The sequence below is a fragment of the Shewanella sp. MR-4 genome (assembly GCF_000014685.1).
Lineage (GTDB): Bacteria > Pseudomonadota > Gammaproteobacteria > Enterobacterales > Shewanellaceae > Shewanella.
Genome location: NC_008321.1, coordinates 1,549,495 through 1,573,749, shown reverse-complemented (window position 1 = coordinate 1,573,749; position 24,255 = coordinate 1,549,495). Strand labels below are relative to the sequence as shown.

The 24,255-nt window shown below is 46.4% G+C and carries 19 protein-coding genes and 1 riboswitch; of the genes, 13 read left to right on the top strand and 6 right to left on the bottom strand.

Features of this window, described 5'->3' with window-relative positions:
• Positions 1–132 precede the first annotated feature (132 nt).
• A complete protein-coding gene (locus SHEWMR4_RS07085) occupies positions 133–2,283 on the top strand; it encodes a M3 family metallopeptidase (protein ID WP_011622139.1) in 2,151 nt (716 codons plus the stop codon).
• Positions 2,284–2,400: 117 nt separating this feature from the next.
• Here the strand turns inward: SHEWMR4_RS07085 and SHEWMR4_RS07080 are convergent, their stop codons facing one another.
• The 3 genes from SHEWMR4_RS07080 to SHEWMR4_RS07070 all read right to left on the bottom strand — a co-directional run bounded on the left by SHEWMR4_RS07080 (position 2,401) and on the right by SHEWMR4_RS07070 (position 6,017).
• Entirely contained in the window at positions 2,401–3,969 is a 1,569-nt protein-coding gene (locus SHEWMR4_RS07080) for a Na+/H+ antiporter NhaC family protein (RefSeq protein WP_011622138.1), read from the bottom strand.
• 79 nt (positions 3,970–4,048) lie between these two features.
• Positions 4,049–4,245, bottom strand: a riboswitch (Lysine riboswitch).
• Between the two features lie 95 nt (positions 4,246–4,340).
• Positions 4,341–5,267, bottom strand: a complete 927-nt coding sequence (locus tag SHEWMR4_RS07075) for an electron transfer flavoprotein subunit alpha/FixB family protein (protein ID WP_011622137.1) — start codon at positions 5,265–5,267, stop codon at positions 4,341–4,343.
• Positions 5,268–6,017, bottom strand: a complete 750-nt coding sequence (locus SHEWMR4_RS07070; protein WP_011622136.1) for an electron transfer flavoprotein subunit beta/FixA family protein — start codon at positions 6,015–6,017, stop codon at positions 5,268–5,270.
• A gap of 309 nt (positions 6,018–6,326) precedes the next feature.
• Here SHEWMR4_RS07070 and SHEWMR4_RS07065 point away from each other — a divergent pair, with 309 nt between their 5' ends.
• The 12 genes from SHEWMR4_RS07065 to SHEWMR4_RS07010 all read left to right on the top strand — a co-directional run bounded on the left by SHEWMR4_RS07065 (position 6,327) and on the right by SHEWMR4_RS07010 (position 21,010).
• Positions 6,327–6,719 carry an H-NS family nucleoid-associated regulatory protein gene (locus SHEWMR4_RS07065; protein WP_011622135.1) on the top strand — a complete coding sequence of 131 codons (393 nt, stop codon included), beginning with the start codon at positions 6,327–6,329 and terminating at the stop codon, positions 6,717–6,719.
• Between the two features lie 201 nt (positions 6,720–6,920).
• Entirely contained in the window at positions 6,921–9,995 is a 3,075-nt protein-coding gene (locus SHEWMR4_RS07060; protein ID WP_011622134.1) for an amidohydrolase family protein, read from the top strand.
• Positions 9,995–11,284, top strand: coding sequence for an amidohydrolase (locus tag SHEWMR4_RS07055; protein ID WP_011622133.1), 1,290 nt, complete (start codon positions 9,995–9,997; stop codon positions 11,282–11,284). Before SHEWMR4_RS07060 ends, SHEWMR4_RS07055 begins: the two co-directional genes overlap by 1 nt.
• A 77-nt stretch (positions 11,285–11,361) precedes the next feature.
• A complete protein-coding gene (gene rcsF / locus SHEWMR4_RS07050) occupies positions 11,362–11,742 on the top strand; it encodes an Rcs stress response system protein RcsF (RefSeq protein ID WP_011622132.1) in 381 nt (126 codons plus the stop codon).
• A 94-nt stretch (positions 11,743–11,836) separates the two neighbouring features.
• On the top strand, positions 11,837–12,571 hold the full coding sequence (gene tsaA / locus SHEWMR4_RS07045) for a tRNA (N6-threonylcarbamoyladenosine(37)-N6)-methyltransferase TrmO (RefSeq protein WP_011622131.1): 735 nt from the start codon (positions 11,837–11,839) through the stop codon (positions 12,569–12,571).
• Positions 12,572–13,201, top strand: coding sequence for an acyltransferase (locus SHEWMR4_RS07040; protein WP_011622130.1), 630 nt, complete (start codon positions 12,572–12,574; stop codon positions 13,199–13,201).
• Positions 13,202–13,371: 170 nt separating this feature from the next.
• The gene (locus SHEWMR4_RS07035) at positions 13,372–15,084 is read left to right on the top strand and encodes a proline--tRNA ligase (RefSeq protein WP_011622129.1); all 1,713 of its coding nucleotides are present in this window, start codon (positions 13,372–13,374) and stop codon (positions 15,082–15,084) included.
• 265 nt (positions 15,085–15,349) lie between these two features.
• On the top strand, positions 15,350–16,474 hold the full coding sequence (locus SHEWMR4_RS07030; protein ID WP_011622128.1) for a patatin-like phospholipase family protein: 1,125 nt from the start codon (positions 15,350–15,352) through the stop codon (positions 16,472–16,474).
• 272 nt (positions 16,475–16,746) lie between these two features.
• Positions 16,747–16,989 (top strand): hypothetical protein, encoded by a 243-nt coding sequence (locus SHEWMR4_RS07025; protein ID WP_011622127.1) that lies wholly within the window; start codon positions 16,747–16,749, stop codon positions 16,987–16,989.
• Positions 16,990–17,140: 151 nt separating this feature from the next.
• The gene (locus tag SHEWMR4_RS07020; protein WP_011622126.1) at positions 17,141–17,851 is read left to right on the top strand and encodes a YjbF family lipoprotein; all 711 of its coding nucleotides are present in this window, start codon (positions 17,141–17,143) and stop codon (positions 17,849–17,851) included.
• 10 nt (positions 17,852–17,861) lie between these two features.
• Positions 17,862–18,647 carry a capsule biosynthesis GfcC family protein gene (locus tag SHEWMR4_RS07015; protein ID WP_011622125.1) on the top strand — a complete coding sequence of 262 codons (786 nt, stop codon included), beginning with the start codon at positions 17,862–17,864 and terminating at the stop codon, positions 18,645–18,647.
• Positions 18,647–21,010, top strand: a complete 2,364-nt coding sequence (locus SHEWMR4_RS07010; RefSeq protein ID WP_011622124.1) for a YjbH domain-containing protein — start codon at positions 18,647–18,649, stop codon at positions 21,008–21,010. Before SHEWMR4_RS07015 ends, SHEWMR4_RS07010 begins: the two co-directional genes overlap by 1 nt.
• Before the next feature lie 25 nt (positions 21,011–21,035).
• Here the strand turns inward: SHEWMR4_RS07010 and rfbC are convergent, their stop codons facing one another.
• The 3 genes from rfbC to SHEWMR4_RS06995 all read right to left on the bottom strand — a co-directional run bounded on the left by rfbC (position 21,036) and on the right by SHEWMR4_RS06995 (position 23,938).
• The gene (gene rfbC / locus SHEWMR4_RS07005) at positions 21,036–21,578 is read right to left on the bottom strand and encodes a dTDP-4-dehydrorhamnose 3,5-epimerase (RefSeq protein ID WP_011622123.1); all 543 of its coding nucleotides are present in this window, start codon (positions 21,576–21,578) and stop codon (positions 21,036–21,038) included.
• Positions 21,565–22,455 (bottom strand): glucose-1-phosphate thymidylyltransferase RfbA, encoded by an 891-nt coding sequence (gene rfbA / locus SHEWMR4_RS07000; protein ID WP_041409010.1) that lies wholly within the window; start codon positions 22,453–22,455, stop codon positions 21,565–21,567. The genes rfbC and rfbA overlap by 14 nt, the downstream gene beginning before the upstream one ends.
• Before the next feature lie 121 nt (positions 22,456–22,576).
• Positions 22,577–23,938 (bottom strand): sensor histidine kinase, encoded by a 1,362-nt coding sequence (locus SHEWMR4_RS06995; protein WP_011622121.1) that lies wholly within the window; start codon positions 23,936–23,938, stop codon positions 22,577–22,579.
• Positions 23,939–24,255: the final 317 nt, after the last annotated feature.

Here is a 24,255-nt window from a genome sequence, read left to right as displayed (position 1 = left end):
AAGCGCCCTACTGTTGTAGGGCGCTTTTTTGTTTACTTTTACTTACAACTTCACCCCATAGGTTTTCAGTCCTATTTAAGTTAGTAACGCTAGAGTCACAAAAAACTACAATTCTAAGGAAATCACTCAACTATGCGTAAAAGTTTTATTGCCATCGCCATTGGCGCCACTTTGATGACAGGCACACTCGCAGGCTGCAGCACTCAAGATACTAAAACGACGAATGTGACCGCAGTTCAAGCCCAAAATCCTCTGTTCCAAGCCAGCACGCTGCAATACCAAGCGCCTGATTTTAGTGTCATTAAAGACGAGCATTTTCAGCCCGCATTAGAGCAAGGCATTAAAGAGCATTATCAAGAGATTTTGACCATTGCCAACAATCCTGCCGCCCCGACCTTCGACAACACGATTGTCGCCATGGAAAAAAGCGGTGCCCTGCTGACCCGTGCATCGAGCGTGTTTTACAACCTCGCGGGTTCAAACAGCAATCCAGCCCTGCGTAAAATCCAAGGTGAGATGGCCCCGAAAATGGCGGCTCACTCAGATAACATCAACCTCAATCCAGCACTATTCGCCCGTATTGAAACTATTTATAACGACCGCAATAACTTAGGCTTAACGCCTGAAGCGGTACGTTTGGTTGAGGTGTATCACCAACGCTTTATCATGGCCGGCGCTAAACTGACCGATGAGCAGAAAGTGAAGATCCGCGCTCTGAACGAAGAACAATCGACGCTGACCAACGAGTTCTCACAACGTTTACTGCGCTTAACCAAAGAAATCGCCATCGTTGTCGATAACAAAGAACAACTGGCGGGCCTGACTGACAGCGAAATCACCTCAGCAGCAAACGATGCCAAGGCCGCAGGCCACGAAGGTAAGTACTTAATCAACATCACCAACACCACTCGCCAGCCTGTGCTCGCCTCTTTAGAGAACCGTGAACTGCGCCAACGCATTTGGGAAGCCTCGGCAAACCGTGGCTTAACGGGTGAAAACGAAACCGCATCTTTAGTGTCTCGTCTAGCGCAATTACGTGCTGAGCGTGCCGCCCTATTAGGTTATGAAAACTGGGCCAGCTACCGCCTCGCACCACAAATGGCAAAAACGCCTGAAGCGGTATACAGCATGTTTGGTTCAATGGTGCCAGCCGTCGTGACCAATACCGAGAAAGAAGCGGCCGATATCCAAGCGATGATCGACAAGACTGGCGGCAAGTTTGAACTCGCGCCATGGGACTGGGAATTCTACGCCGAGAAGGTTCGCCAAGAAAAATACGCCCTCGATGCCAATAGCATTCGCCCTTATTTCGAATTTAACCGCGTACTCGAAGACGGCGTGTTCTACACCCTCAAAGAACTCTATGGCGTCACCTTAAAGCCTCGCCCAGATTTACCCGTGTACCACCCGGATGTGAAAGCCTACGAAATGTTTGATGCCGATGGTTCGAGCATGGCGATTTTCTATGCCGACTACTTTGCCCGTGAAGGCAAACGCGGCGGTGCATGGATGAGCTCGTTCGTGGGTCAATCCTTCCTCGAAGGCACTAAGCCTGTCGTGGTCAACGTGATGAACATTAAGAAGGCGCCAGAGGGACAACCGACCTTCGTCAGCTACAACGAAGTGACCACTATGTTCCACGAGATGGGCCATGGTACCCACGGTATGTTCTCTAAGGTGACTTACCCAAGCTTGGCAGGTACTTCGGTCTCCCGTGACTTTGTGGAATTCCCATCAACCTTCGAGGAAGATTGGGCAGCCCACCCTAAAGTGTTAGCCAACTACGCCAAACACTACGAAACTGGTAAGCCAATTCCCGATGATTTGCTGCAAAAACTGCTCAAATCAGGCAGCTTTAACCAAGGCTTCGATACCTTAGAGTATATGGCTGCGGCGCTCGTCGACATGGAATGGCACTCATTAAGCCCTGATGCCCCACTGCAAGATGTGGCGACATTCGAAGCCAATGCGCTGAAAAAACACGGCTTAAATATCACTGCCGTGCCACCACGTTATAAGTCAACTTACTTTGCCCACGCCTTCCCAGGTGGTTACTCAGCAAGTTACTACGCTTACATGTGGAGTGAGATTTTAGCAGCAGATGCCTACGCTTATGTGCAAACTCAAGGTGGCTTAAACCGTGAAATCGGCATGAAATACCGCAAGACCATTCGCGAAGTGGGCAACAGCATTGCACCAATGGAAGCTTACAAAAACTTCCGTGGTCAAGAGCCTACCACCGAAGGGTTATTGAACCGCCGTGGACTCAACACTGCTCTGTAATTTGGGGTTGGGTAATAAATAAAAAAATAGGCCAGCATACTTGCTGGCCTATTTTATTTTTAACTCTCGCGAAATTCACCTTACGAACCGCAGAGTTGTCATTCTCTTAATTACGGTTTATTTCGCCAAACTTCTTGATTTAATTTGCAAACCAATGATAGTCAACACAAACAATACACTACAGGTCAGCAGCCCCGCATTGACTGATTCAGTAAAGCCAAGCACCACATAACCCACCATGCTGATCAGCGCCACTATCACTGCGTAAGGCAGCTGAGTCACAACGTGGTCGATATGGTGGCAGCTCGCGCCGGTTGACGACAAAATCGTGGTATCCGAAATCGGTGAACAGTGATCACCAAATACCGCGCCCGCCAATACTGAAGCTAGCATAGGTAACATCATGGCCGTATGGCTACCCATCGCCATATCGGCGGCAATCGGCAGCATAATGCCGAACGTGCCCCAACTGGTGCCGGTAGAAAACGCCGTTAGACCCGCTAACACAAACATCAACGCAGGCAAGAAGGCAAAGGGAATATTCCCTGTGGCGAGGCTTGCCATAAACTTACCAGTTTCAAGCTGGCCAATCACACCAGCAATAGTCCATGCAAATAACAGGATATAAATCGCAGGCAGCATAGAGCGAGCGCCCTGCACTATACCTTTAACAACCATCGACTTTTCAACGCCTTGCACTAGGTTAAGCACCAGTGCAACCGCTAAACCAATCAGGGCACCAAAGAACAGTGATGAACTGACATCGGTTTTCTCAAAAGCGGAAATAATATTAAATTCAATGCCTTCTTTCGCTAATACCTGAGCACCACTATCGATCATAAAATACAGGGTCGCAAATACCAGCACGGTAATAGGTAAGAATAACCCGAGGATTTTACCCGTTTCGGCTTCGGGTAGATCGGCATTCGCCCCGGGTGGTAATCCTTTATTCTCATCATATAAATTACCGCGCTGTGCATTTAATTCATGCTCACGCATAGGGCCAATATCCAAGCCCATAAATGCAACACAAAGTAATAATAATAAAGAAAAAATAGCGTAGAAATTCATAGGGATCATTTGAATAAATACACTCAAATGCCCAGAATCGGCAAAGCCATGGGCGGTTAATATGCCGCCGATCAGCGCAATAATATAAGCGCCCCAACTGGATACTGGCGAAATAACACAAACCGGCGCCGCCGTAGAATCTAATAAATAGGCTAACTTAGCGCGGGAAATATAATAACGGTCGGTGACGGGTCTTGCGACAGAACCAACGACTAAGCTATTGAAATAATCGTCAATAAAGACAACACAGCCTAAAAACATGGTCAGTAATTTGGCATCGCGTTTATTGCGAATATGCAGGCGCGCCCAATCGGCAAATGCCCGCGCACTACCACTGACGGTAATTAACGCAGTGATCATCCCTAATACAATTAAAAAGCCGAGAATGTATAAATTCCAAGAATTTACGCCATCTTCTGACCAAAAAAGTCCTTTTACACTGTTAACTAAAAACTCACCGCTGGCCACAGGTGAAAATTGATTGAGTAATAATACCCCAATCACAATACCTAAACCGAGGGAAAGGAGAACGCGGCGAGTGAAAATCGCCAACACAATTGCGACCACAGGCGGCAGCAGAGAAAGTGCCGAATCGGCGTAACTTACTACAGTCATTGATTATTTCTTCGTCAAAATACGAATGGAGGGCGACTGAACTGGTGGGAAAAGGCAATAGATACCCAAGATCACCTGTCCTATCAGTAGCGCTCCATAGTAACTATTCCTAATATCCGTATCAGAAAATACTATGGCAGTGTTGTACCTATTCGGCACAACCCCAGCAGTTGATCGTGATAAATCAAACCACTTCGGCACCAAATCCTTTCGTGAACGATCAACGGAATCACCCTACTGATCACTACTGATATTTGGTGCGCCTCTACTTCTAAGAACGCCCTTGCACGGGCGTGAGGCACATAAAAACATAAGCGGCTAAGCAGTTGCCACCGCAAAGCCGCTTACTTTGACTTAGATCACAGATAAAATCAACCTAGAGTTGCAATCAACTCTGGAACGGCGTCGAACAGGTCAGCTTCGAGACCATAATCGGCCACTTGGAAGATTGGCGCTTCAGGATCTTTGTTGATTGCCACAATCACCTTAGCGTCTTTCATCCCTGCTAAATGCTGAATCGCACCCGAAATCCCCACGGCGATGTAGAGATTTGGTGCCACAATCTTACCGGTTTGACCCACTTGCAGATCGTTAGGCACAAAACCTGCGTCAACCGCGGCGCGAGATGCCCCAACAGCGGCACCGAGTTTGTCCGCCAATTGCTCTAACATACCAAAGTTTTCACCGCTGCCCATACCACGGCCACCAGAAACGATAATGCCCGCATTACCTAACTCTGGACGCGCAGAAACGGTCAATGATTGAGACACAAACTGAGTTTTGGCTTCAAACACTTTATCTAAAGTAGTCACGGCTGCACTGTTGCCCTGCGCTGCCGCATCGAAGGCACTGGCACGGACTGTCATCACTTTAATCGCGTCATGGCTTTGTACTGTCGCTAAAGCGTTACCCGCATAAATCGGGCGAACAAAGGTGTCGCTACTCACTACGCCAATCACTTCAGAAATTTGCGCAACGTCTAACAAGGCAGCCACACGCGGTAGCGTATCTTTACCGGCACTTGATGCTGCGGCGAGGATATGGCTGTAATTTGGTGCTAAGTCCACCAGCAATTTAGCTACGTTTTCGGCTAAATGCGCTTCATAGGCACTGTTATCGGCGACCAATACTTGAGCGACGCCTTGTAGGGCCTGCGCAGCTTGCGCCACGGCGCCACATTGGTGGCCAACCACCAATACATGCACATCATCACCAATTGCACGGGCTGCGGTGACAACCTTTGCGGTATCCAGTTTCAGTGCCGCATTATCGTGTTCTGCTAATACTAAAATGGCCATTTAGATCACCTTCGCTTCATTCTTTAACTTTTCAACCAGCTCAGCTACAGACGCAACCATGATACCCGCTTTACGTTCGGCAGGCGGCGTCACCTTCACCACAGTTTGATGGGCTTTTAGCGTCACACCTAAATCCGCAACAGTGAGCACATCTAATGGCTTACGTTTAGCTTTCATGATGTTAGGTAATGAAGCGTAACGTGGTTCGTTCAAACGTAAATCGGCGGTCACCACGGCTGGCAATGGCAGACTTAAGGTTTGCATCCCGCCATCAATCTCGCGAGCCACTTGCACTGAATTGCCTTCCACTTTGATTTCAGAAGCAAAAGTTGCCTGTGGCATATCCGTTAATGCCGCAAACATTTGGCCAGTTTGGTTATTATCGCCATCGATAGATTGCTTACCAAACAGCACTAATTGTGCTTGTTCTTTTTCTTGTACGGCTTTGAGTAATTTGGCAATCGATACTGGGGTTAACTCTTCTTCAGTATCAATGTGAATCGCACGGTCAGCACCTAATGCTAACGCGGTACGTAATTGTTCTTGAACGGCTTTATTGCCGATACTGACGACCACTACTTCAGTAGCACTGCCCGCTTCTTTTAAACGAACCGCTTCTTCTACTGCAATTTCACAAAAAGGGTTCAACGCCATTTTGAGGTTTGCGGTATCAACGCTGGTGTTGTCAGCTTTTACCCTGACCTTCACATTGGCATCAACTACGCGCTTAACAGGCACCAATACTTTCATAGGGTTTCCTTCCTACACTTTCATGTACATGGACAAAACATTGGTCATCACCAATGCAGGATAGAGCCACTTTACGTCCTGTTAACGTTAACGTCAACTAAACTCAAACGCCTGTTTGCATTTTTAAGTCTGTGGTATTGGCCACATTTTTGAACACTTATCTGCCATATTTAAAAAGTTCAAAAATTAAATAATATTTAATTTCTGTTTATTGCATAATTTTATTTGATTCGAACAATATTAGTTTCTATCATTTAGCTGTTGTTCACCATTATCCTGTAATAAAAATAGAGTGGGACGAAAATAGATATGAGCGAATTTTTAGAGATATTAACTCACGGTCGTCGTTTTAAAGCTGCGGTAAAAGATCTCAGCGTTGAAGAACTGCGTGATTTAGCGGCTAAGCTAGATAAAATTTTAGTTGAGCGTGAGTCAATGGAGGCAGAAGAACAGCAAGCTATTGCTGCGCGTAATGCCAAAATCGAAGAAATCCGCCAACAAATGGAAGCAGTTGGTTTATCAATCGACGACTTAGGTGGCGTAGCAGTTAAAGCTGCAGGTAAAAAACGCGCTCCACGTCCAGCAAAATACCAAATTGAAGTTAACGGCGAAGTGATCCAGTGGACTGGTCAAGGTCGTATGCCAACGGTATTTAAGAACGAAGTCAATAAAGGCCGTTCTATGGATGATTTCTTAATCTAATCCAATACAGTGTTTGTAATAGCCGTTTGCTATTACCACTGAGTAACATAAAAAAGCTCGCGCCCTGCGAGCTTTTTTATGCCTGAATGAATCCCCGTCATTGCATTCAAGCAAATGCTTAAATTGCGTTACAATTCAGCTTTAGTATTTACATCTGCTTTGGGTTACTCTTTATTCACCCTCCGTCTAAGTGAATAAAAAATGCAGATAAACAATAAGATAATAATAAGCTGCGGCATTATAAGTAGTTTGGTATCCCACAACATTTTTGCCGAGGCCAACCCCATCTCCCCCGTCAATAAGTTAACGGCCTTCACTAATGCTGAATTAATCATGGCGCCAGGGAAGCGACTCACAAATGCCACCTTATTAGTAGAAAATAATCGGATCAAAGCCATTATTGAAAAAGGGGATATTCCAGAGGCAGCATTAAAGGTTGATCTCAGTGGCTATACTATCTATCCCGGTTTTATCGATCCCTTTACCGATTATGGTATCGAGTTTGAATATCCCAAATTGGGGCTGACTCGTCCGGTATATGATATTAAACGTATCGGTGGTAATGCCGAAAATGGTGCAATTCACGCTGAAAAAGAATGGTTTAATTACGTTTACCCAAATAAAGAACGCGCACGTGATTGGATCAATAACGGCTTTACCAGCGTGCAAAGCAGTAAACTCGACGGTATTTTCCGCGGTACAGGTGTTAGCCTTTCATTAGCCGATAAAACCGCCAACGAGGTGATTTATCGTGCACGCAGCCAACCTTTTATGGCCTTCGATAAAGGCACGTCTGAACAAGACTACCCCAATTCTCTGATGGGCAGTATCGCGCTTATCCGACAAACCTTTGCCGATGCTAACTGGTATAACCAAAATAAGCACAAATCGGTTAATAGTTCAGCAAATGCTCAAATTGAATTTAATATCGCCTTCGAACGCTTAGATAACTTAGCCGAGAAACAAATCGTCTTTGAAACAAAAAACCTCAACGATTTGCTGCGCGCCGCGAACCTGCTCAAAGAACATCAGCAGCCAGCCAACTTACTCGCAAGTGGTCAAGAATATGCGCGCATCAATGAATTACAGACCCTGAATTATCCTCTCATCCTGCCGCTCAACTATCCGCAAGCACCGGATGTGGGTACCGATGATGCCGACCGTGAAGTCTCCCTTGCAGAACTCAGACAATGGGAACGCGCCCCCACAAACCCAGCAGCAGTGGCTAATGCGGGCATCCCTTTTGCGTTTACCCAATTTGGCATTAAGACCGAGGCATTTTGGCCTCGCCTGCGTCAAGCCATCGCCCAGGGACTGAGTGAGGACAAGGCCCTCGCCGCACTGACAACTCAAGCCGCCGAGATGGCGGGTACGGCCGAGTTCGCCGGTAAACTTGCTCCCGGCTATATGGCCGACTTTGTGATTACTAAGGGCAATATCTTTAAAGATGGCCAGATTTACAGTGTCTGGCTGCAGGGCAAAGAGCAGTCCATTCGCTCACTCCCTCAGGCCAAACTCTTGGGCGATTATCAGCTCACGCTGAATAATCTCACCTTAGATCTAAGCCTTGAAGAAACGGGCAAAGCGGGCAAAACCGCCTTCCAAGGTCAGCTGAGTAGTGGCGAGAAGAGCATTACACTCACCAATCTTCAGCTTGAAGACGACGGCCGCGTGAGCTTTAACGCCGATTTAAGCGATGCGGGCATACATGGCATCAGCCGTTTTACCCTCTGGCTCGCTAAAGATGGTATTCAAGGCCGCATGGTGGACGCCCAAAGTCGCAGTATTAATGTGGCGGGTATTGCTATCGCTTCGAGTCCAAAGACGGAGCAAGAAGGCACGTCTAAAACCGATTCCGCACCAACCTTAGTCAGTCAACTCACCTACCCTAACGTCGCCTATGGTTTGAGCGAGGCGCCAAAAGCCGAAAAACTCCATATTAAAAATGCCACCCTGTGGACCTCGGATAAACAGGGGATTTTGGAACATGCGGATCTGTTAATGGCCAATGGCCGAATTGAAAAAATCGGTCAGCAACTCAGCACGCCTTCGGGTTATCAAGTTCTCGATGCAACGGGTAAACACTTAACTGCGGGTATCGTCGATGAACATTCCCATATTGCTATCAATGGTGGCACGAATGAAGGTACAGATGCAGTCACCTCTGAGGTGCGGATTGGCGATGTGATCAATCCCGAAGATATCTCCATCTACCGTGCACTCGCGGGCGGCGTCACCAGCGCACAATTACTCCATGGCAGCGCTAACCCAATTGGTGGCCAATCCCAGTTAATCAAGATGAAATGGGGTGAGAGTGCTGAACAGCTTAAATTTGCCAATGCCCCTGCCAGTATCAAATTCGCCCTTGGCGAAAACGTCAAACAGAGTAACTGGGGCGAGAAATTTGTTCAGCGCTTCCCGCAGACTCGCATGGGCGTAAAAGCTTTATTTGAAGAAACCTTCGATGCCGCAATCACCTATGAGAAAGCGCTGAAGGACTACGATGACTTACGTAGCAGTGAGAAGAAGAAAACCATTGCGCCGCGCCCAAGCTATCGCCTACAGGCGGTAGCCGAAGTGTTAAAGCAGCAGCGCGATGTGCATATCCACTCCTACGTGCAGTCAGAAATCTTAATGTTCCTGCGATTAGCCGAAGCCTATCACTTTAAGGTGCAAACCTTTACCCACGTGCTCGAAGGTTACAAGGTTGCCAGCGAGCTAGCCGCCCATGGTGCAGGCGCCTCGACCTTTGCCGATTGGTGGGCCTATAAGTTCGAAGTCTATGATGCGATTCCACAAAACGCGTGCCTGATGCAAAAACAAGGCGTGCTTACCAGCATCAACTCTGACGACAACGAAATGCAGCGCAGACTCAACCAAGAAGCGGCTAAGTCAATGATGTATTGCGGTATGTCTAAAGAAGACGCCTGGAATATGGTGACCATCAACCCAGCGAAGCAGCTCAGAGTCGATGAGTATGTTGGCTCACTCACCCCAGGCAAAATGGCCGATATCGTGCTTTGGAACGCCGAGCCGCTGTCGATTTACGCCAAGGTGACCCAGGCTTGGGTCGAAGGCAAACGCTACTTCGATCGCGACCAAGACCAGCTTGCCCAGCAGCAGGTCGTCGCAGAGCGTGCAGCCCTTATCCAAAAAATTCTCAGTAGTGATGATAACGCCAAGGGGGGTGAGAAAGTCACTCCGCTTAAGGAACCTCAATGGCACTGCGATACCCATTATCAGGCTTGGGGCCAACATCATCAGGGAGCAAAATAATGAAGCACTTATCCACTAGCTTGTTGCTGTCGACATTGGCTATCACGCTGTCAGCGCAGGCACATAATCTCATCCCTGCGGGCAAACAAACCCAGAGCGTGCTGATTAAAAACGCCACAGTGCATACTGTCAGCCAAGGGACATTAACCAATACCGATGTGTTGATTGAGCAAGGTAAAATCAGCGCCATCGGGCCACAGCTAAGCATCAACGGCCCTGATGGCCAAGCGCAGATCATCGATGCCACGGGCAAACATTTATACCCCGGCCTTATCGCACTCGATACCAGTCTAGGTTTAGTAGAAATCGAGATGGTGCGCCCAACCGTCGATAATGCAGAAGTCGGTGATTTTAATCCGCAAATTAGCGCGGCAACGGCTTACAACCCGGATTCAGAGCTGCTGCCAACCATTCGATACAATGGCATCACCCACGCACAAATCGTCCCCAGTGGGGATGGATTAGCCGGCCAATCTGTGGTCGTCGACCTCGATGCTTGGACGATTGAGGACGCCCTGCAACCAAGCGAAGGCCAATTCCATGTTTACTGGCCGCAAATCAAGCGTATGCCAGAGGATGAAAAGGAAAAAGCTAAGGCCATTGAAAAAAATCAGCAGGCCATAGATAAACTGACCACAGCCTTTGAGGATGGCTATCGCTACTTTTTAAGCCATCAGGCAAAGGATTCGGCCAAGACAACCAGTTTACGTTGGCAGGCTATGCTCCCCCTGTATCAAGGTAAGGCCACGCTATTTGTCCATGCGGATAGCGTCAGTCAAATTGAGCAAGTCATTGCCCTGACTAAAAAATATCAATTTAAATTGGTGATTGTCGGTGGCTATGATGCATGGCGACTAGCGTCAAGCTTAAGGGAAGTAAATGCCAGTGTGATTTACCCGCACACCCTGAGTCTGCCCAAACGTAAAGATGAACCCGTGGATTTACCCTTTAAAATCCCTTCGTTGCTGGCAAGTGCAGGAATTCCCTATGCCCTTGGTTTTTCATCGGATTGGAACAGTCGTAACCTTCCCTATGCCGCGGGCTATAGTGCCGCTTACGGCGTCACACCCGAGCAAGCATTAAAATCAGTGACTTTAGATGCAGCAAAACTGCTGGGGATCGCCGATTTAGGGGCCATCGCCGTCGGTTATCAGGGCAGTGTTGTGCTGAGTGACGGAGATATCCTCGACCCCATGAGCAACAAAATTGATGCGATCTGGATTGAAGGACGGCAAATAGATCTGAATAATCGCCACCAGCAGCTTTATCAAAAGTATCTTAAGCGCTAGAATTTGCTCAGATAAATCGCTCGATACCGCGCAGTCCATTGGACTGCGCTTATTTACCCTTAATCTCAGGTCAAACCATGAAAATCATCCTCTCAAGTGCATTAGTGCTACTGCTTAGCGCCTGTGCCAGCGATTACAGTTTTAACAGCAATTTGGACGGCGAGGCGATTAATGACTACTTCAAGGCGGGAGATGTCACGCTATTTGAGGGCGATAGTTTGCCTAAAGGCCATTACGAATTAAAAGGTTTGGTACAGGGTGAATCTTGCCAAGCCGATGTGAATGCAGTGCCCGCTTCCTTAAGTGAAGCCCGGACCGAAGCCCGCCGCGCGGCGGCTGATAAAGGCGCCAATGGCATCATCATCAAACAATGCGTGATGATGGAAGAAGCAGCCCAAGGCTGCGTCAGCCGCGCCCTCTGCGTTGGCCAAGCCATCAAAATGGCCTCTGCCGACTAATTCAAAGCGTGTATACTGCACGCCAATATTGATGTACTTAACAACCTAGGCCATCTGCGTTTGGGTTGTTGCCCTTGCTTTAGGTATTTTTTGCATGACATTTACCAACCAGATTACCGCTGTCGCCACTTGCCGCACTCCCTATAAACAAAAATTTGGCATTCCAAGGCAGCCCGGTTTGGTGGAGGCTCGCGGTTATGTTGAACTTGAGCCCCATGTCAATCATCTCGATGCCGTGCGCGGTATCGAGCAATATTCCCACCTTTGGTTATTGTTCTGTTTCCATGAGAATCTCGCCCAAGGGTGGAAAACGACTGTACGCCCGCCCCGTTTAGGCGGCAATGAAAAACTCGGCGTATTCGCGACTCGCTCGACCTTTCGCCCGAATGGCATAGGCCAATCCGTGGTCAAACTCCACGGGGTAGTGCAACGTAAAGGCAAAGTGTGCCTAGAGATTTCGGGCATGGACCTTGTCGATGGCACGCCCATTATCGATATTAAGCCCTATATTCCGTTCTCGGATTCGATTGAAGGTGCCGTCGGCGGTATCGCGCAAGAAGCGCCAAAACTTATCAGCGTGGTGTTTTCAGAGCTCGCCGCAACCCAGATTGACACTTACAGTAAACAGGACGTCTATACCGATTTAGCAGTGCTCATCCACGGCGTGCTGGGGCAAGACCCTCGCCCCGCCTATAAAAAAGCCAAAGATGACCCCAAGTTATATCAAGTGGCTTTGTATGATTTAGATATCTTTTGGCGGATGGCGGTCGATGAGGATGAGCGGGAATACATTCAGGTATTAGAACTCAAACCGGGGAAATGTGGCTAAATGCAGACGCCAATCACAACGGCCTTGCCTGATTATCAAAGCCAACATAAAAAACGTCTGTCTTGGATGCCCTGGCTGTATTTTTCCCTCAAAGAAAAACACTTACTCTGGGCCAAACCTTGGCAGGATGAAGTGCAAGCCAACCTTTGCGCCCTCGAAACCGTGACCATTGGCGAAAACTGTTTTATTGCGCCCGAGGCACAGTTATTTGCCGAGCCCAATCGCGATATAACAATCGGTAATCGCTGCATGATTGCCGCTGAATGCTTTTTGCACGGCCCTATCACGCTCGGTGATGAAGTTGCCATCAATCACGGCTGCTCCTTCGATGGCGGCCGAGTTGGCATTCAGATTGGCTCCCAAACCCGCATTGCCAATCACGTCACTATCTATGCGTTTAATCATGGTATGGCGCCCGATACGCCTGTTTATCAACAAGCCTCAAACTCTAAAGGAGTCGTGATAGGTAAAGATGTGTGGATTGGCGCACAGGCAGGGATAGTCGATGGTGTCACCATTGGCGATCATGCGGTGATTGGCATGGGCTGTATTGTCACTAAAGATGTTCCCGCATGGGCCATCGTCGCGGGCAATCCCGCTCGAGTGATTGGCGATAGGCGGGATAAATAACTCACTTAGCTTTATCTGTATGCATCGCCCTCTGTGGCGGCGCAGCACACTTTGTAAAATGAAAACGGCCATTTGTCTGCAGCTGATTGAATTTAACCTCAATCCATAGGTGACATCATCGAAGCAGGTGATAAAATGGCGCCCATTCAACTCAAATTTGGACATCGGTAATGCGCGTTAGCAAATACCTACTTTCTACTCAAAAAGAAACACCTGCGAATGCAGAAGTCATCAGCCATCAATTAATGCTACGTGCGGGTATGATCCGCCGTAACGCTTCAGGTCTATACAGCTATCTGCCCACGGGCCTGCGTGTATTGCGTAAAGTCGAAGCCATTGTTCGTGAAGAAATGAACAAAGCGGGCGCGATTGAAATCCTTATGCCTATGGTGCAACCGGCTGATTTATGGGTAGAAACGGGTCGTTGGGACAAATTTGGTCCTGAGCTGCTGCGTTTTAAAGACCGCCATAACCGTGACTTCGTTCTGGGGCCAACCCACGAAGAAGTGATCACCGACTTAATCCGTAAAGAAGTCAGCTCTTACAAGCAATTACCACTGAATCTTTACCAAATCCAGACTAAATTCCGCGACGAAGTGCGCCCACGCTTTGGCGTGATGCGTTCGCGCGAGTTCCTGATGAAAGATGCGTATTCTTTCCATTTAGACGTGGATACCATGAATGAAACCTATGAGGCCATGTATCAAGCCTATAGCAACATTCTGTCGCGTATGGGCCTGGCCTTCCGCCCAGTATTAGCCGACACAGGTTCTATCGGTGGCAGCATGTCACACGAGTTCCACGTATTGGCGCAAAGCGGTGAAGACTTAATCGCCTACTCTACTGGCAGCGACTATGCCGCTAACATCGAGAAAGCCGAATCACCAATGCCAACCGAAGCGCGTGGCGCGGCGACTGAAGAATTACGTTTAGTCGATACCCCAAATGCGAAAACTATTGCAGAGTTAGTTGAGCAATTCGGTTTAGATATCACGAAGACAGTGAAAACCTTGATTGTGAAAGGTGCGACGGAAGAAGCCCCACTGGTAGCGCTGATTGTACGCGGCGACCACGAGCTGAACGAAATCAAGGCAGACAAGTTAGATTTAGTGGCATCACCATTAGAATTTGCCCCAGAAGCCCTGATCCGTGACGCCATTGGCGCAGGCCCAGGCTCATTAGGCCCTGTCGGCCTGAATATGCCTATCATCATCGACCACAGTGTTAGCGTGATGAGCGACTTCGCCGCCGGCGCTAACCAAGATGACAAGCACTACTTTGGCATCAACTGGGAGCGCGATCTGCCACTGGCACAAGCAGCCGATATCCGTAACGTGGTTGAAGGCGAGCCAACACCTGATGGTTTAGGGACTTACGCTATGGCTCGAGGTATCGAAGTGGGTCATATCTTCCAACTCGGTACTAACTATTCTAAATCGATGAATGCGACTGTTCTCGATGAGAACGGTAAATCACAAGTGCTGCTGATGGGTTGTTACGGTGTTGGCGTGAGCCGTATCGTGGCAGCTGCCATTGAGCAAAACTTCGATGATCGTGGCATTGTATGGCCAGAAGCGATTGCCCCATTCAGTGTGGGCATTCTGCCAATGAATATGCACAAGTCACACCGCGTGACCGATATCGCCGAGCAGTTATACAAAGACTTAAGTGCTGCGGGTATCGATGTGCTACTGGATGACCGTAAAGAGCGCCCAGGCGTCATGTTCGCCGATATGGAACTGATTGGTATTCCACACACTGTGGTGATTGGCGATCGCAATATCGACGCTGGCGTATTTGAATACAAAAACCGCCGCACCGGTGAAAAGCAAGATGTGCCATTCGACCAAATCGTCGATTTCTTAAAGAATCTGCAAGCTTAAGCGAAGGCTTACTGCGCCGAACTTAGTGCGCCGGAACAGCCCTTTTGAGCAGATGCTTAAATAGGATTCTCGCGATATAGATGCAAACGCACTTGAGTCTGACTTAAGTGCGTTTTTTATTTCCCGCCCCAAAAAACAGATTGCCTTCTACGAGCCCACTCAAGACAAACTAAAGAAATGTCATTGAGATAACAGCTCAGACTTGCTTTTTTAGATAAGGCATTGCTTTAATAAAATCATAATAACAAGTCGTTGAGTCATAAGATTGCCAACATCAACAGCATTAGTTCTCGGTGGCGGTGGCGCTCGGGCCGCCTATCAAGTTGGAGTGTTAAAAGCACTGGTCCAGCTTTATCCGCGCAACCATGGTGTGCCATTTAAAATCATTTGTGGCACCTCTGCGGGCGCGATTAATGGCACCTCCATTGCCACCCATGCCTCCTGCTTCCACTTAGGCGTCAAAAAACTCGAGTGGGTTTGGCGCCATTTTGAAACCAGAAAGGTATATCGCGCCTCTATTCCCGGCGTGTTAAGTCATTTAGCCAAGATGGCACTCAAAGGCCTGCAGGATGATAAAGTGAATACCGACGCTGGCAGCCTGCTCGATAACGAGCCTTTACGGCATTTACTGAATGAACTCATCGATTTTAAGAGAATCGATCGTAATATCCGCAACGGCGCTCTAACGGCGCTCAGTGTCGATACCTCTTGCTATAACAACTCACGCTCGGTAACGTTTTTTCAAGCTTCGCGGGATATTGAAAACTGGACTCGCGCCAGGCGCAGCGGTGAGCGGCGGATGTTAAATACCGAACATCTTTTGGCAAGCTCGGCGATTCCCATGGTGTTTCCGTCAATTAAACTTAACCAAGCTTACTATGGTGACGGCTCAGTCCACCAGCTGGCGCCGCTTTCAAGTCCCATTCATTTGGGGGCTAATAAGCTATTAGTGATAAACCTAGATAGTCCCCATAAGCATTTTCCGATGGAGCTAGAATATCATCCGAAGACAGCGACCATTGCGGGTCATCTGCTGGATACTATCTTTTCCGATACCTTAAATAGCGATCTTGAGCGCCTAGAGCGGATTAACCATACACTGTCGCTTATTCCCGAAGAGAGCCGTACTCAACTGTCATTACATCCCATACAGACCTTAGTGATAAAACCCAGTGAAGACTTAAGTAAAATCGCCGCCCGTTTCTATGATGATATGCCTTGGGCAATTAAGACCTTACTGGGCTTTATTGGTATCGACAGGCAGTCAGACTCGAGTATAGTGTCCTATCTCTTGTTCGAAAAGTCCTACACCAGTGCCTTGATCGAATTAGGTTATAAAGATGGCATGGCTCAAATGGACGAGATAAAAGCGTTTTTTAATTTGGCATGAGGTATGGCTTAGCGCTTGTTATAAACCGCCAAATAAATCGATTTGAAGCACCACCTTCTGCGTGGTATAAAATAGGAGTCGCCTAAGAGTTATCCAGTGAATGTGGCAAACTCATTCTAAATTAAGGATTATTTGATGGCGAATCGGCAGCAAATCAGTCTAAAGTTTGAATAGCGAAACAGATTTAACATTGATCATTTAAGTTGAATCGCCTATCATGCTGTACTAGATTAGCTAAAAATTAGGTTAATTTTTTCTAAAAGGGAATCACGATGAAAAAAACTTCATTAGCACTTATTGCTGCTATTTCAATGTTAGGTTCAGTTGCAGCTAATGCTGATGCAACTACTGGTGGTACAACGACTGGTGCTGCAACGACTGGCGGCGCTACAGGTACTATCGTTGCGGGTAGTATCGCAGCTGGTGCAGTTGTAGCTGGTGGTTTAATTGCTGCAAATAGTTCTGAAGGCAACCCAGTCACTACAAGCAACTCTACATCAGTGTCATCTAACTAATTATTAGTTAGTACATATTGTTAACAGCCGCCTTTTGGCGGTTGTTTTTTTTATGACATTTAAAAGTTCTAAGTAAAAAAGTGAAAGCTTGAAATCACAACCACATATATCTACATTGTTCATCTACCATTATTGAGAATAAGCAACTCGGATGCGTGTATATAAAAAAATCTTACCCGTTTTTGCCATTTCGGCAATAATTGCAGGGCTCTCGGGCTGCAGCCAACGAATTAATGCCTTGAACGAAACCGCCAAACTCGCCTTTTTAGGAAGCGAAGATGTTGTGCTTTCCACTGAGCAAGTATCAGCAAATCCCTATGCCAGTATCTATGTAAAAATTGAAGATACACCTCAGGCATTTGTGGTTTTAGCTTTTGCTGAACCTAAAACCAGTCTATCGCCAGTAAAAAAGGCACCTGAAGCACTAGAGCTCAAATGGTTATCAGCAGATAAAGGTATGTTAGTTACAGTTAACGGCCGCTTAGTCAAAACCCACAATCTACTCACAGGTAATTTAAGTGCAGTCGAAAGTGATGAGCCTGACCCTTTACTACTAGGTTTGCATTTAAGCAATACACCCAGAACCTGGACTCGCACACTAGATTGGCAACCCGGTTATCATTACGGCTACGAAGCAAAATCAGAATTTAAATTGATTGCTGACGAAAATATTCTAATCAATGGTTCGTCCACTCAAGCTCTACATTTTAGTGAAAATGTCTCTGTGGAAGCCCTCAATATCGAATACCAAAATGATTTTTGGCTAGATCCACAAAATGGTAACGTCCTTAAGAGTCGTCAGAAGATTGCGCCTAATCAGCCATTTGTTGATATCACCTTACTTAAGCCTTTTGCTACTTAGTGGAGCCATGATGAGATCCTATATCACCCCGTTGGCACTGCTTATCAGCTCAGTGTTTTTACCTGCCGCTAAAGCCAATACTCAACTGTTTGTAAGCACCTCAGCCTCTAATTCGCCGCAGCTACAAATTACCTATCCCTCTGCGATTCGAGTAGGACAAGCTGTACAGGATGGATTAGCACAGCTTCCACTTTATAATCAAACGACAAGAGACGAAGCTATATCGATTTACTGGTTAGGCGCAACTTTGCTAGATCTACAAAATACAGCCAAACTAGAAGCCACTCGCCAGCATGTATTGCAGCAATTGGCAAATATGGGACAGCAAGCTGACAATAGTCAGTATATTGCGAAGCTTTCCAAATTTGCACAGTTCCTCCGAAATATTAAACTCGGACAAAGAGTTAATCAGCCATTAGATCTCGATTTAATCCGCATTACCGATGCCTATAACCCCATTATCGACGGTCAATTTTTATTAGTGTTGCCACCACGCCCAACAACAGTCACTGTAGTTGGTGCCGTGGCACAAACCAGTGAACAAGAGTGGCAATCGCGAGCCAGCAGTAAAAATTACTTGAAGCAAGCAGGTTTACTCGATAATGCAGAAAATAGCTTTGTATGGATAATTCAACCCGATGGTAACGCTATTCGCCAACCTATCGCCTATTGGAATCATCAAGCTCAGGATATCGCTCCTGGTGCAGTACTCTTTGTTGAGTTTTCAGCTCTCTTTGACGGCTACAGCACATTAAACAACAACATTATTGAATTACTCAAAAATCGGGCTCTGTAATGAAAAACTCGACTCCCACTTTGCATGCGTTCGGGCGTTTATCAGCGCTGTCCTTAGCACTGCTACCTTTATTACATGTTAACGCCGATGAATTTTCCTATCCCACACTGTTACCATCACAGTCAGATTTTGGTGGTGTTGGGCTAATGCAGATGCCAACAGGACGTATGGCACCTGAAGGTGAATTTAACTTTGCCACTACTTACAACGATGACTATCAACATTTTAGCGCTTCAGTGCAGCTCTTCCCTTGGTTTGAAACCACTATTCGCTACACCTTAGTACAAGACCTGCTTTACAGTAGCGATCCTAGCTTTAGTGGTAATACTAAATACACGGATAAAGGGATCGATTTTAAGATTCGTCTACTCGAAGAAAGTAACTGGCTCCCTGAAACCTCCATTGGCGTGCGAGACTTTGGTGGTACAGGTTTATTTGATGGTGAATTTATTGCTGCGACAAAGCGCGTCGGTCCACTCGATTTTACTCTAGGTATAGGTTGGGGCTATATTGGCAATAGCGGTAATCTCACTTCCGATAAAAAAGATCTTAATTACAACTGTGATAGAGATACTTCTTATGGGGGTAAAGGTGGCACTGTTGATTATCAGCGTTGGTTTAAAGGCTGCGCGGCACTCTTTGGTGGCGTTGAATATCAAACCCCTTGGGAACCTTTACGCTTGAAAGTCGAATACGATGGTAACGACTATCAATCAGATTTCCCAGTGGTTCGTGGTGATATAGCCATGCCACAGGACAGCAAATTTAACTATGGAATGCTTTATCGCTTTGGTGATTGGGGCGATCTACATTTAAGTTATGAGCGCGGTAATACGTGGACGCTCGGTTTTAGTCTGCAAACAAATTTTAATACCTTGTCGCAGATTAAACGTGATCCAGAGGCCGCAAAATATAAACCGCTTCCTGCTGCGCCATTAACGCATAGTCCGACAGAAACATCTAGACATGCAGACATGACTAAATCCGCACAAGATATTGAAAATATAAAAGCTTTATCAGTAAAAGATGACGAAGTGCAAGGCTCCGACCTCTTATCTACCTCATATCAAACCATGCCCGATACTAAAGTGGATTGGAATAAAGTTGCTCAGGATTTACAAACTATTGCTGGTTACGCAAACGCAAAAATTTACCTTGATAATGAAAGCATTACCGTTGTAGGTGAACAGACAAAATTCCGCGATAGAAATGAAGCGCATAAAAGAGCTGCCACCATTCTTGCCAACAATACTGATGCCAACTTTATTAAAGAGTATCGACTAATTGAGACTCGTTATAGTCAACCTATAACGGAAACCCGTATTGATGCCCAGAAGTTTGCCCAAGTCGCAAGTTATGGCTACCTCAATGCCAAAGTCACCGATGCAACTGTAGTGAGTATCCCAAGCTTACCTCATGGACAACTAGTCAATAATACTGATAAAGATTGGTTAGATAAGCTTAGCTTTGATGTTTCGCCCACCATGTCCCAATCCTTCGGCGGTTCCGAAGGGTTTTATATGTTTAGTATTGGAATGACAGGTAGTGCAAGTTACCGCTTTACCGATAACTTTGAGTTTTCAAGCTCTCTGTATCTTAACCTCTACGATAACTTTGATAAGTTTTTATACGAAGTTCCACCCGATGGCACTGACTTAAAACGTGTTCGCACCCTAGTTCGTCAATATATTCATGATAATCCAGTTCGGGTGAATAACCTGCAACTGACTTGGATGGATAATTTAACCGACAACATTTCTTTCCAAGCCTACGGCGGCTATTTAGAAATGATGTATGGTGGTGTGGGCACAGAGGTTCTCTATCGACCACTTAACAGTCAATGGGCTTTTGGTATCGATGTGAATTATGTTAAGCAGCGCGATCCAGACAGCATGCTAGGCTTCTTTGATGATGAGCATCAATTTGACTCACTCACTAACCGCCCCTATCGAGTGCAAACGGGTACAATAACAGGTCATGCATCTGTCTATTATCAACCTGACTGGTTCCCCAATACCTTATTAAGGATCAGTGCAGGCCAGTATTTAGCCGAGGATAAAGGAGTAACGGTTGATTTCTCCAAACAATTCGATAGCGGTGTGATTGTTGGCGCTTTCGCCACTAAGACTAATCTTTCATCAGATGAGTATGGTGAGGGCAGTTTTACTAAAGGCTTCTACGTGTCGATTCCATTTGACTTGATGACCATTAAATCAACCCATAGCCGTGCGACAATCAGTTGGATGCCGCTGACACGCGATGGTGGTCAAACATTAGGCCGCAAGTACAGTCTATATGATGTAATGGATGCTAGAGATCCTTGGTTCACACGTGCAAGCATCACAAGTGAGTCTGTCAAATAATGCATAATGCCGTGAGTACCTAAAGCTAGGTACTCACGGCGGCTTTTGCATCCCTCTCCGAAAGTATTGGTGGTTCGTTGCGTAACGGCCAGTCAATTGCAAACTCAGCACTATTCCATGCCAGCACATATTCATCATCTGGCGCGTAATAATCAGTGCAGCGATAAATCACATCGGCATATTCACTCAGCACATAAAAACCATGGGCAAAGCCAGGCGGGATCCACATTTGCAAATGGTTATCAGCAGAAAGCACACGCCCTACCCATTTACCATAGGTTTCTGATTGCGGCCGAATATCCACAGCGACATCAAAAATACTGCCTGCACAAACACGGACTAATTTGCCCTGCGGATGCTTGCATTGGTAGTGCAAGCCACGTAATACGTGTTGTTGTGAGCGACTGTAATTATCTTGCACCAACTCAGGCGCCTTTAATCCTCGACTTTGAAAACATTCAGTGAAATACGACTGCCGAAATGTTTCCATAAAAAAACCGCGTTCATCACCAAATACTTGCGGTTCGAACACCAATACTTCTGCAAGCTCGGTTTCAATGCACTTCATTAAACACCTGCTTATTTAATAATCCTAAAAGATACTCACCATAACCGCTTTTAAGCAAAGGTTGTGCTAAAGCAGTAAGCTGCGCAGCATCTATCCAACCAGAATGAAAAGCAACCTCTTCAGGACAGTTCACTTTCAACCCTTGGCGTTTTTCTATAGCAGCAATAAATTGTGTTGCTTCAGCCATCGCATCCGGCGTTCCCGTATCGAGCCAAGCAGTGCCCCGCCCCATTATTTCTACCTGCAATTCCCCCAACAGAAGATATTGATTGATTAGATCAACGATCTCCAACTCGCCCCGCGCCGAAGGCATCACTTTTTTAGCCCATTCACTAGCCCTGTTATCAAAGAAATACAATCCAGGAATAGCATAGGAAGAACGCGCAACTCGGGGTTTCTCTTCGATTGAAATCGCCCTTCCTCTCTTATCAAACTCGACAACGCCGTAGGCATTCGGATTAGCCACATGGTAGCCAAAAACGGTCGCCCCCACTTCGAGTAGATAAGCTCTATGCAAGTTTGTGCTCAGTTGCTGCCCATAAAATAAGTTATCGCCCAGAATCAACGCACAGGCCTCTCCCGCCAAAAAAGCCTCTCCGATAATAAGTGCTTCGGCTAATCCCTTTGGAGAAGGCTGTACCGCATATTCAAGCTGAATGCCCCAACGGTGACCATCACCAAGCAATGCCTGAAAAAGAGGCAAATCACTGCGTGTACAGATAATTAAAATCTCTTTTATGCCAGCCTGCATTAAGGTCACAAGTGGATAATAAATCATTGGTTTATCGTAAATAGGCAATAACTGCTTACATACAACCTGTGTCATCGGATATAGGCGAGAACCGGTCCCGCCAGCCAATAAAATGCCTTTTCTCATTGATATATCAAGGATTAGTGAGTCAAAGTGAAGGGATGATTGTAACATATAAATGCCGATAAAGCTGAATGGCGCGAGGTCTCAAACAAGGCCGTATTACCGCCTAAACAATGTGCTTAGGTCATTTCTCAGGGATCTGTATTTCAACTTTCACACCTTGATATGGAGATGAGGTCAGCATAATGGTGCCATGAAGTTTTTGCGTCACTAAATTATAAATAATCGACATGCCAAGACCTGTGCCGCCGTCTTTACGTGCGGTAGTGAAGAAAGGCTCGAAGGCTTTCAGTTTAACCTCATCGGTCATCCCTACCCCATTATCTTGATACTGCATACAAATATTCGAGTCTTGTTTTTGTACTCGAATAGTGATGATTTTATCCCCCGTAAAACTCTCAGGAAATCCATGGCGAAAGCTATTAGCCACTAAATTAGTGAAAATCTGTGCGATGGCACCAGGGTAAGATTCGATAAAGATGTCGTCATCAAGCTCCACATTTAAGGCAATATTCTTCTTACGCATTAACGGCCTTAATGAGCTGAAAATTTGAAAAATGTAGGTCTTTAAATTAAACCGCTCACGTTCTAGCACCGATTGGTCTGCGGCGGTGCGCTTAAAGTTATGGACTAACTCAGCTGCTCGCGAAAGATTGCGCTCAATCAACCCTAAACCATCCTGCATGGTATTGATAAAGGATAAAAATCTATCCTCATCGAGATCATTTTGCTCGAAAGCCGTTTTCAATAATGCCACTTCATCTAAACAATGGGTCACGGATGTCACGGCAATCCCGAGAGGCGTATTGACCTCGTGAGCAACCCCTGCGACCAAACTCCCTAAGGCCGCCATTTTTTCGTTTTCAACTAGATGGTGTTGTATTGAGCGCAAATCCGATAATGCGGTTTCAAGTTCTTGCGTTCGCTGTTCAACCTGAACTTCCAAATCCGCATTAATAGCTTTTAGTTGATGCTGATAATCCAAAATCTCTTTTGCGCTCATGGCTCTGCCGAATAAATCGGCCAGCGCTGAAGCAAAGGCCCTTTCATCTCGCGTCCATTCTCGAGCCACACCTTGATGCTCGGAGCAGATAATGCCGACCATTTTTCCGCGATGACGTATGGGACTATCTAACAGAGAACTAATACGATTAGGGACTAAGTAGGCACTAACAAACTCATGGGTCGCCCCATCAGTTTGCGCATGATTCGCGACAATAGCGCGCTCATTATCTAATAGACTGAAATAATGTGGATAATCCTGCCGGGTTAATATCAACGCCTCTTGCCTGTGCATATTATCGAGCAGGTAAAAGCAATGCATACTTTGGTGATCTTCACTCCATAACCAAATACCAGCACGGGTGATTTTTAACCCTTGGCACACAGATGACACGATAAGTTGTGAGGCCTCAATAAGATCGCCACCATCAATGATGGATGAACGACTTACATCGAATAAAATCCTGTCTAACATACGTGTCATAATGCAGATTTACCCCGCGTGGTACCGCCTGACTTAAAAATGAGGCAATGAACTTGGTGACCCAAGCTTAAGTGATTCTCTTTAGTATAGATTCAATCTGCAAACACACTAGTTGAGATGCACTCGCTAGTTACAATAGGTTTTGCAGATCAATGCCTAGTGCTGTTTTACCTAAACACGCCGATAAAAATCATCCAACTCTTAGCACTTTTTTTGCTGAACTCGTAATGAAGTTCAAACACATAAAGTCCGTCTTTAACATTAAGACACTCAAAGAAACACCAGACATAAATAAGGTTGGAACCCGTAATGATGGC

What these genes read in the sequence shown, in the direction of transcription:
- SHEWMR4_RS07065 (WP_011622135.1), top strand. Translation starts at nt 6,327, where the DNA reads ATGAGCGAATTTTTAGAGATATTAACTCACGGTCGTCGTTTTAAAGCT.
- SHEWMR4_RS07075 (WP_011622137.1), bottom strand. Translation starts at nt 5,267, where the DNA reads ATGGCCATTTTAGTATTAGCAGAACACGATAATGCGGCACTGAAACTG.
- SHEWMR4_RS07035 (WP_011622129.1), top strand. Translation starts at nt 13,372, where the DNA reads ATGCGCGTTAGCAAATACCTACTTTCTACTCAAAAAGAAACACCTGCG.
- SHEWMR4_RS06995 (WP_011622121.1), bottom strand. Translation starts at nt 23,938, where the DNA reads ATGACACGTATGTTAGACAGGATTTTATTCGATGTAAGTCGTTCATCC.
- SHEWMR4_RS07020 (WP_011622126.1), top strand. Translation starts at nt 17,141, where the DNA reads ATGCGTGTATATAAAAAAATCTTACCCGTTTTTGCCATTTCGGCAATA.
- SHEWMR4_RS07080 (WP_011622138.1), bottom strand. Translation starts at nt 3,969, where the DNA reads ATGACTGTAGTAAGTTACGCCGATTCGGCACTTTCTCTGCTGCCGCCT.
- SHEWMR4_RS07040 (WP_011622130.1), top strand. Translation starts at nt 12,572, where the DNA reads ATGCAGACGCCAATCACAACGGCCTTGCCTGATTATCAAAGCCAACAT.
- SHEWMR4_RS07060 (WP_011622134.1), top strand. Translation starts at nt 6,921, where the DNA reads ATGCAGATAAACAATAAGATAATAATAAGCTGCGGCATTATAAGTAGT.
- SHEWMR4_RS07015 (WP_011622125.1), top strand. Translation starts at nt 17,862, where the DNA reads ATGAGATCCTATATCACCCCGTTGGCACTGCTTATCAGCTCAGTGTTT.
- SHEWMR4_RS07070 (WP_011622136.1), bottom strand. Translation starts at nt 6,017, where the DNA reads ATGAAAGTATTGGTGCCTGTTAAGCGCGTAGTTGATGCCAATGTGAAG.
- SHEWMR4_RS07010 (WP_011622124.1), top strand. Translation starts at nt 18,647, where the DNA reads ATGAAAAACTCGACTCCCACTTTGCATGCGTTCGGGCGTTTATCAGCG.
- rfbC (WP_011622123.1), bottom strand. Translation starts at nt 21,578, where the DNA reads ATGAAGTGCATTGAAACCGAGCTTGCAGAAGTATTGGTGTTCGAACCG.
- SHEWMR4_RS07055 (WP_011622133.1), top strand. Translation starts at nt 9,995, where the DNA reads ATGAAGCACTTATCCACTAGCTTGTTGCTGTCGACATTGGCTATCACG.
- tsaA (WP_011622131.1), top strand. Translation starts at nt 11,837, where the DNA reads ATGACATTTACCAACCAGATTACCGCTGTCGCCACTTGCCGCACTCCC.
- SHEWMR4_RS07085 (WP_011622139.1), top strand. Translation starts at nt 133, where the DNA reads ATGCGTAAAAGTTTTATTGCCATCGCCATTGGCGCCACTTTGATGACA.
- SHEWMR4_RS07025 (WP_011622127.1), top strand. Translation starts at nt 16,747, where the DNA reads ATGAAAAAAACTTCATTAGCACTTATTGCTGCTATTTCAATGTTAGGT.
- rcsF (WP_011622132.1), top strand. Translation starts at nt 11,362, where the DNA reads ATGAAAATCATCCTCTCAAGTGCATTAGTGCTACTGCTTAGCGCCTGT.
- rfbA (WP_041409010.1), bottom strand. Translation starts at nt 22,455, where the DNA reads ATGAGAAAAGGCATTTTATTGGCTGGCGGGACCGGTTCTCGCCTATAT.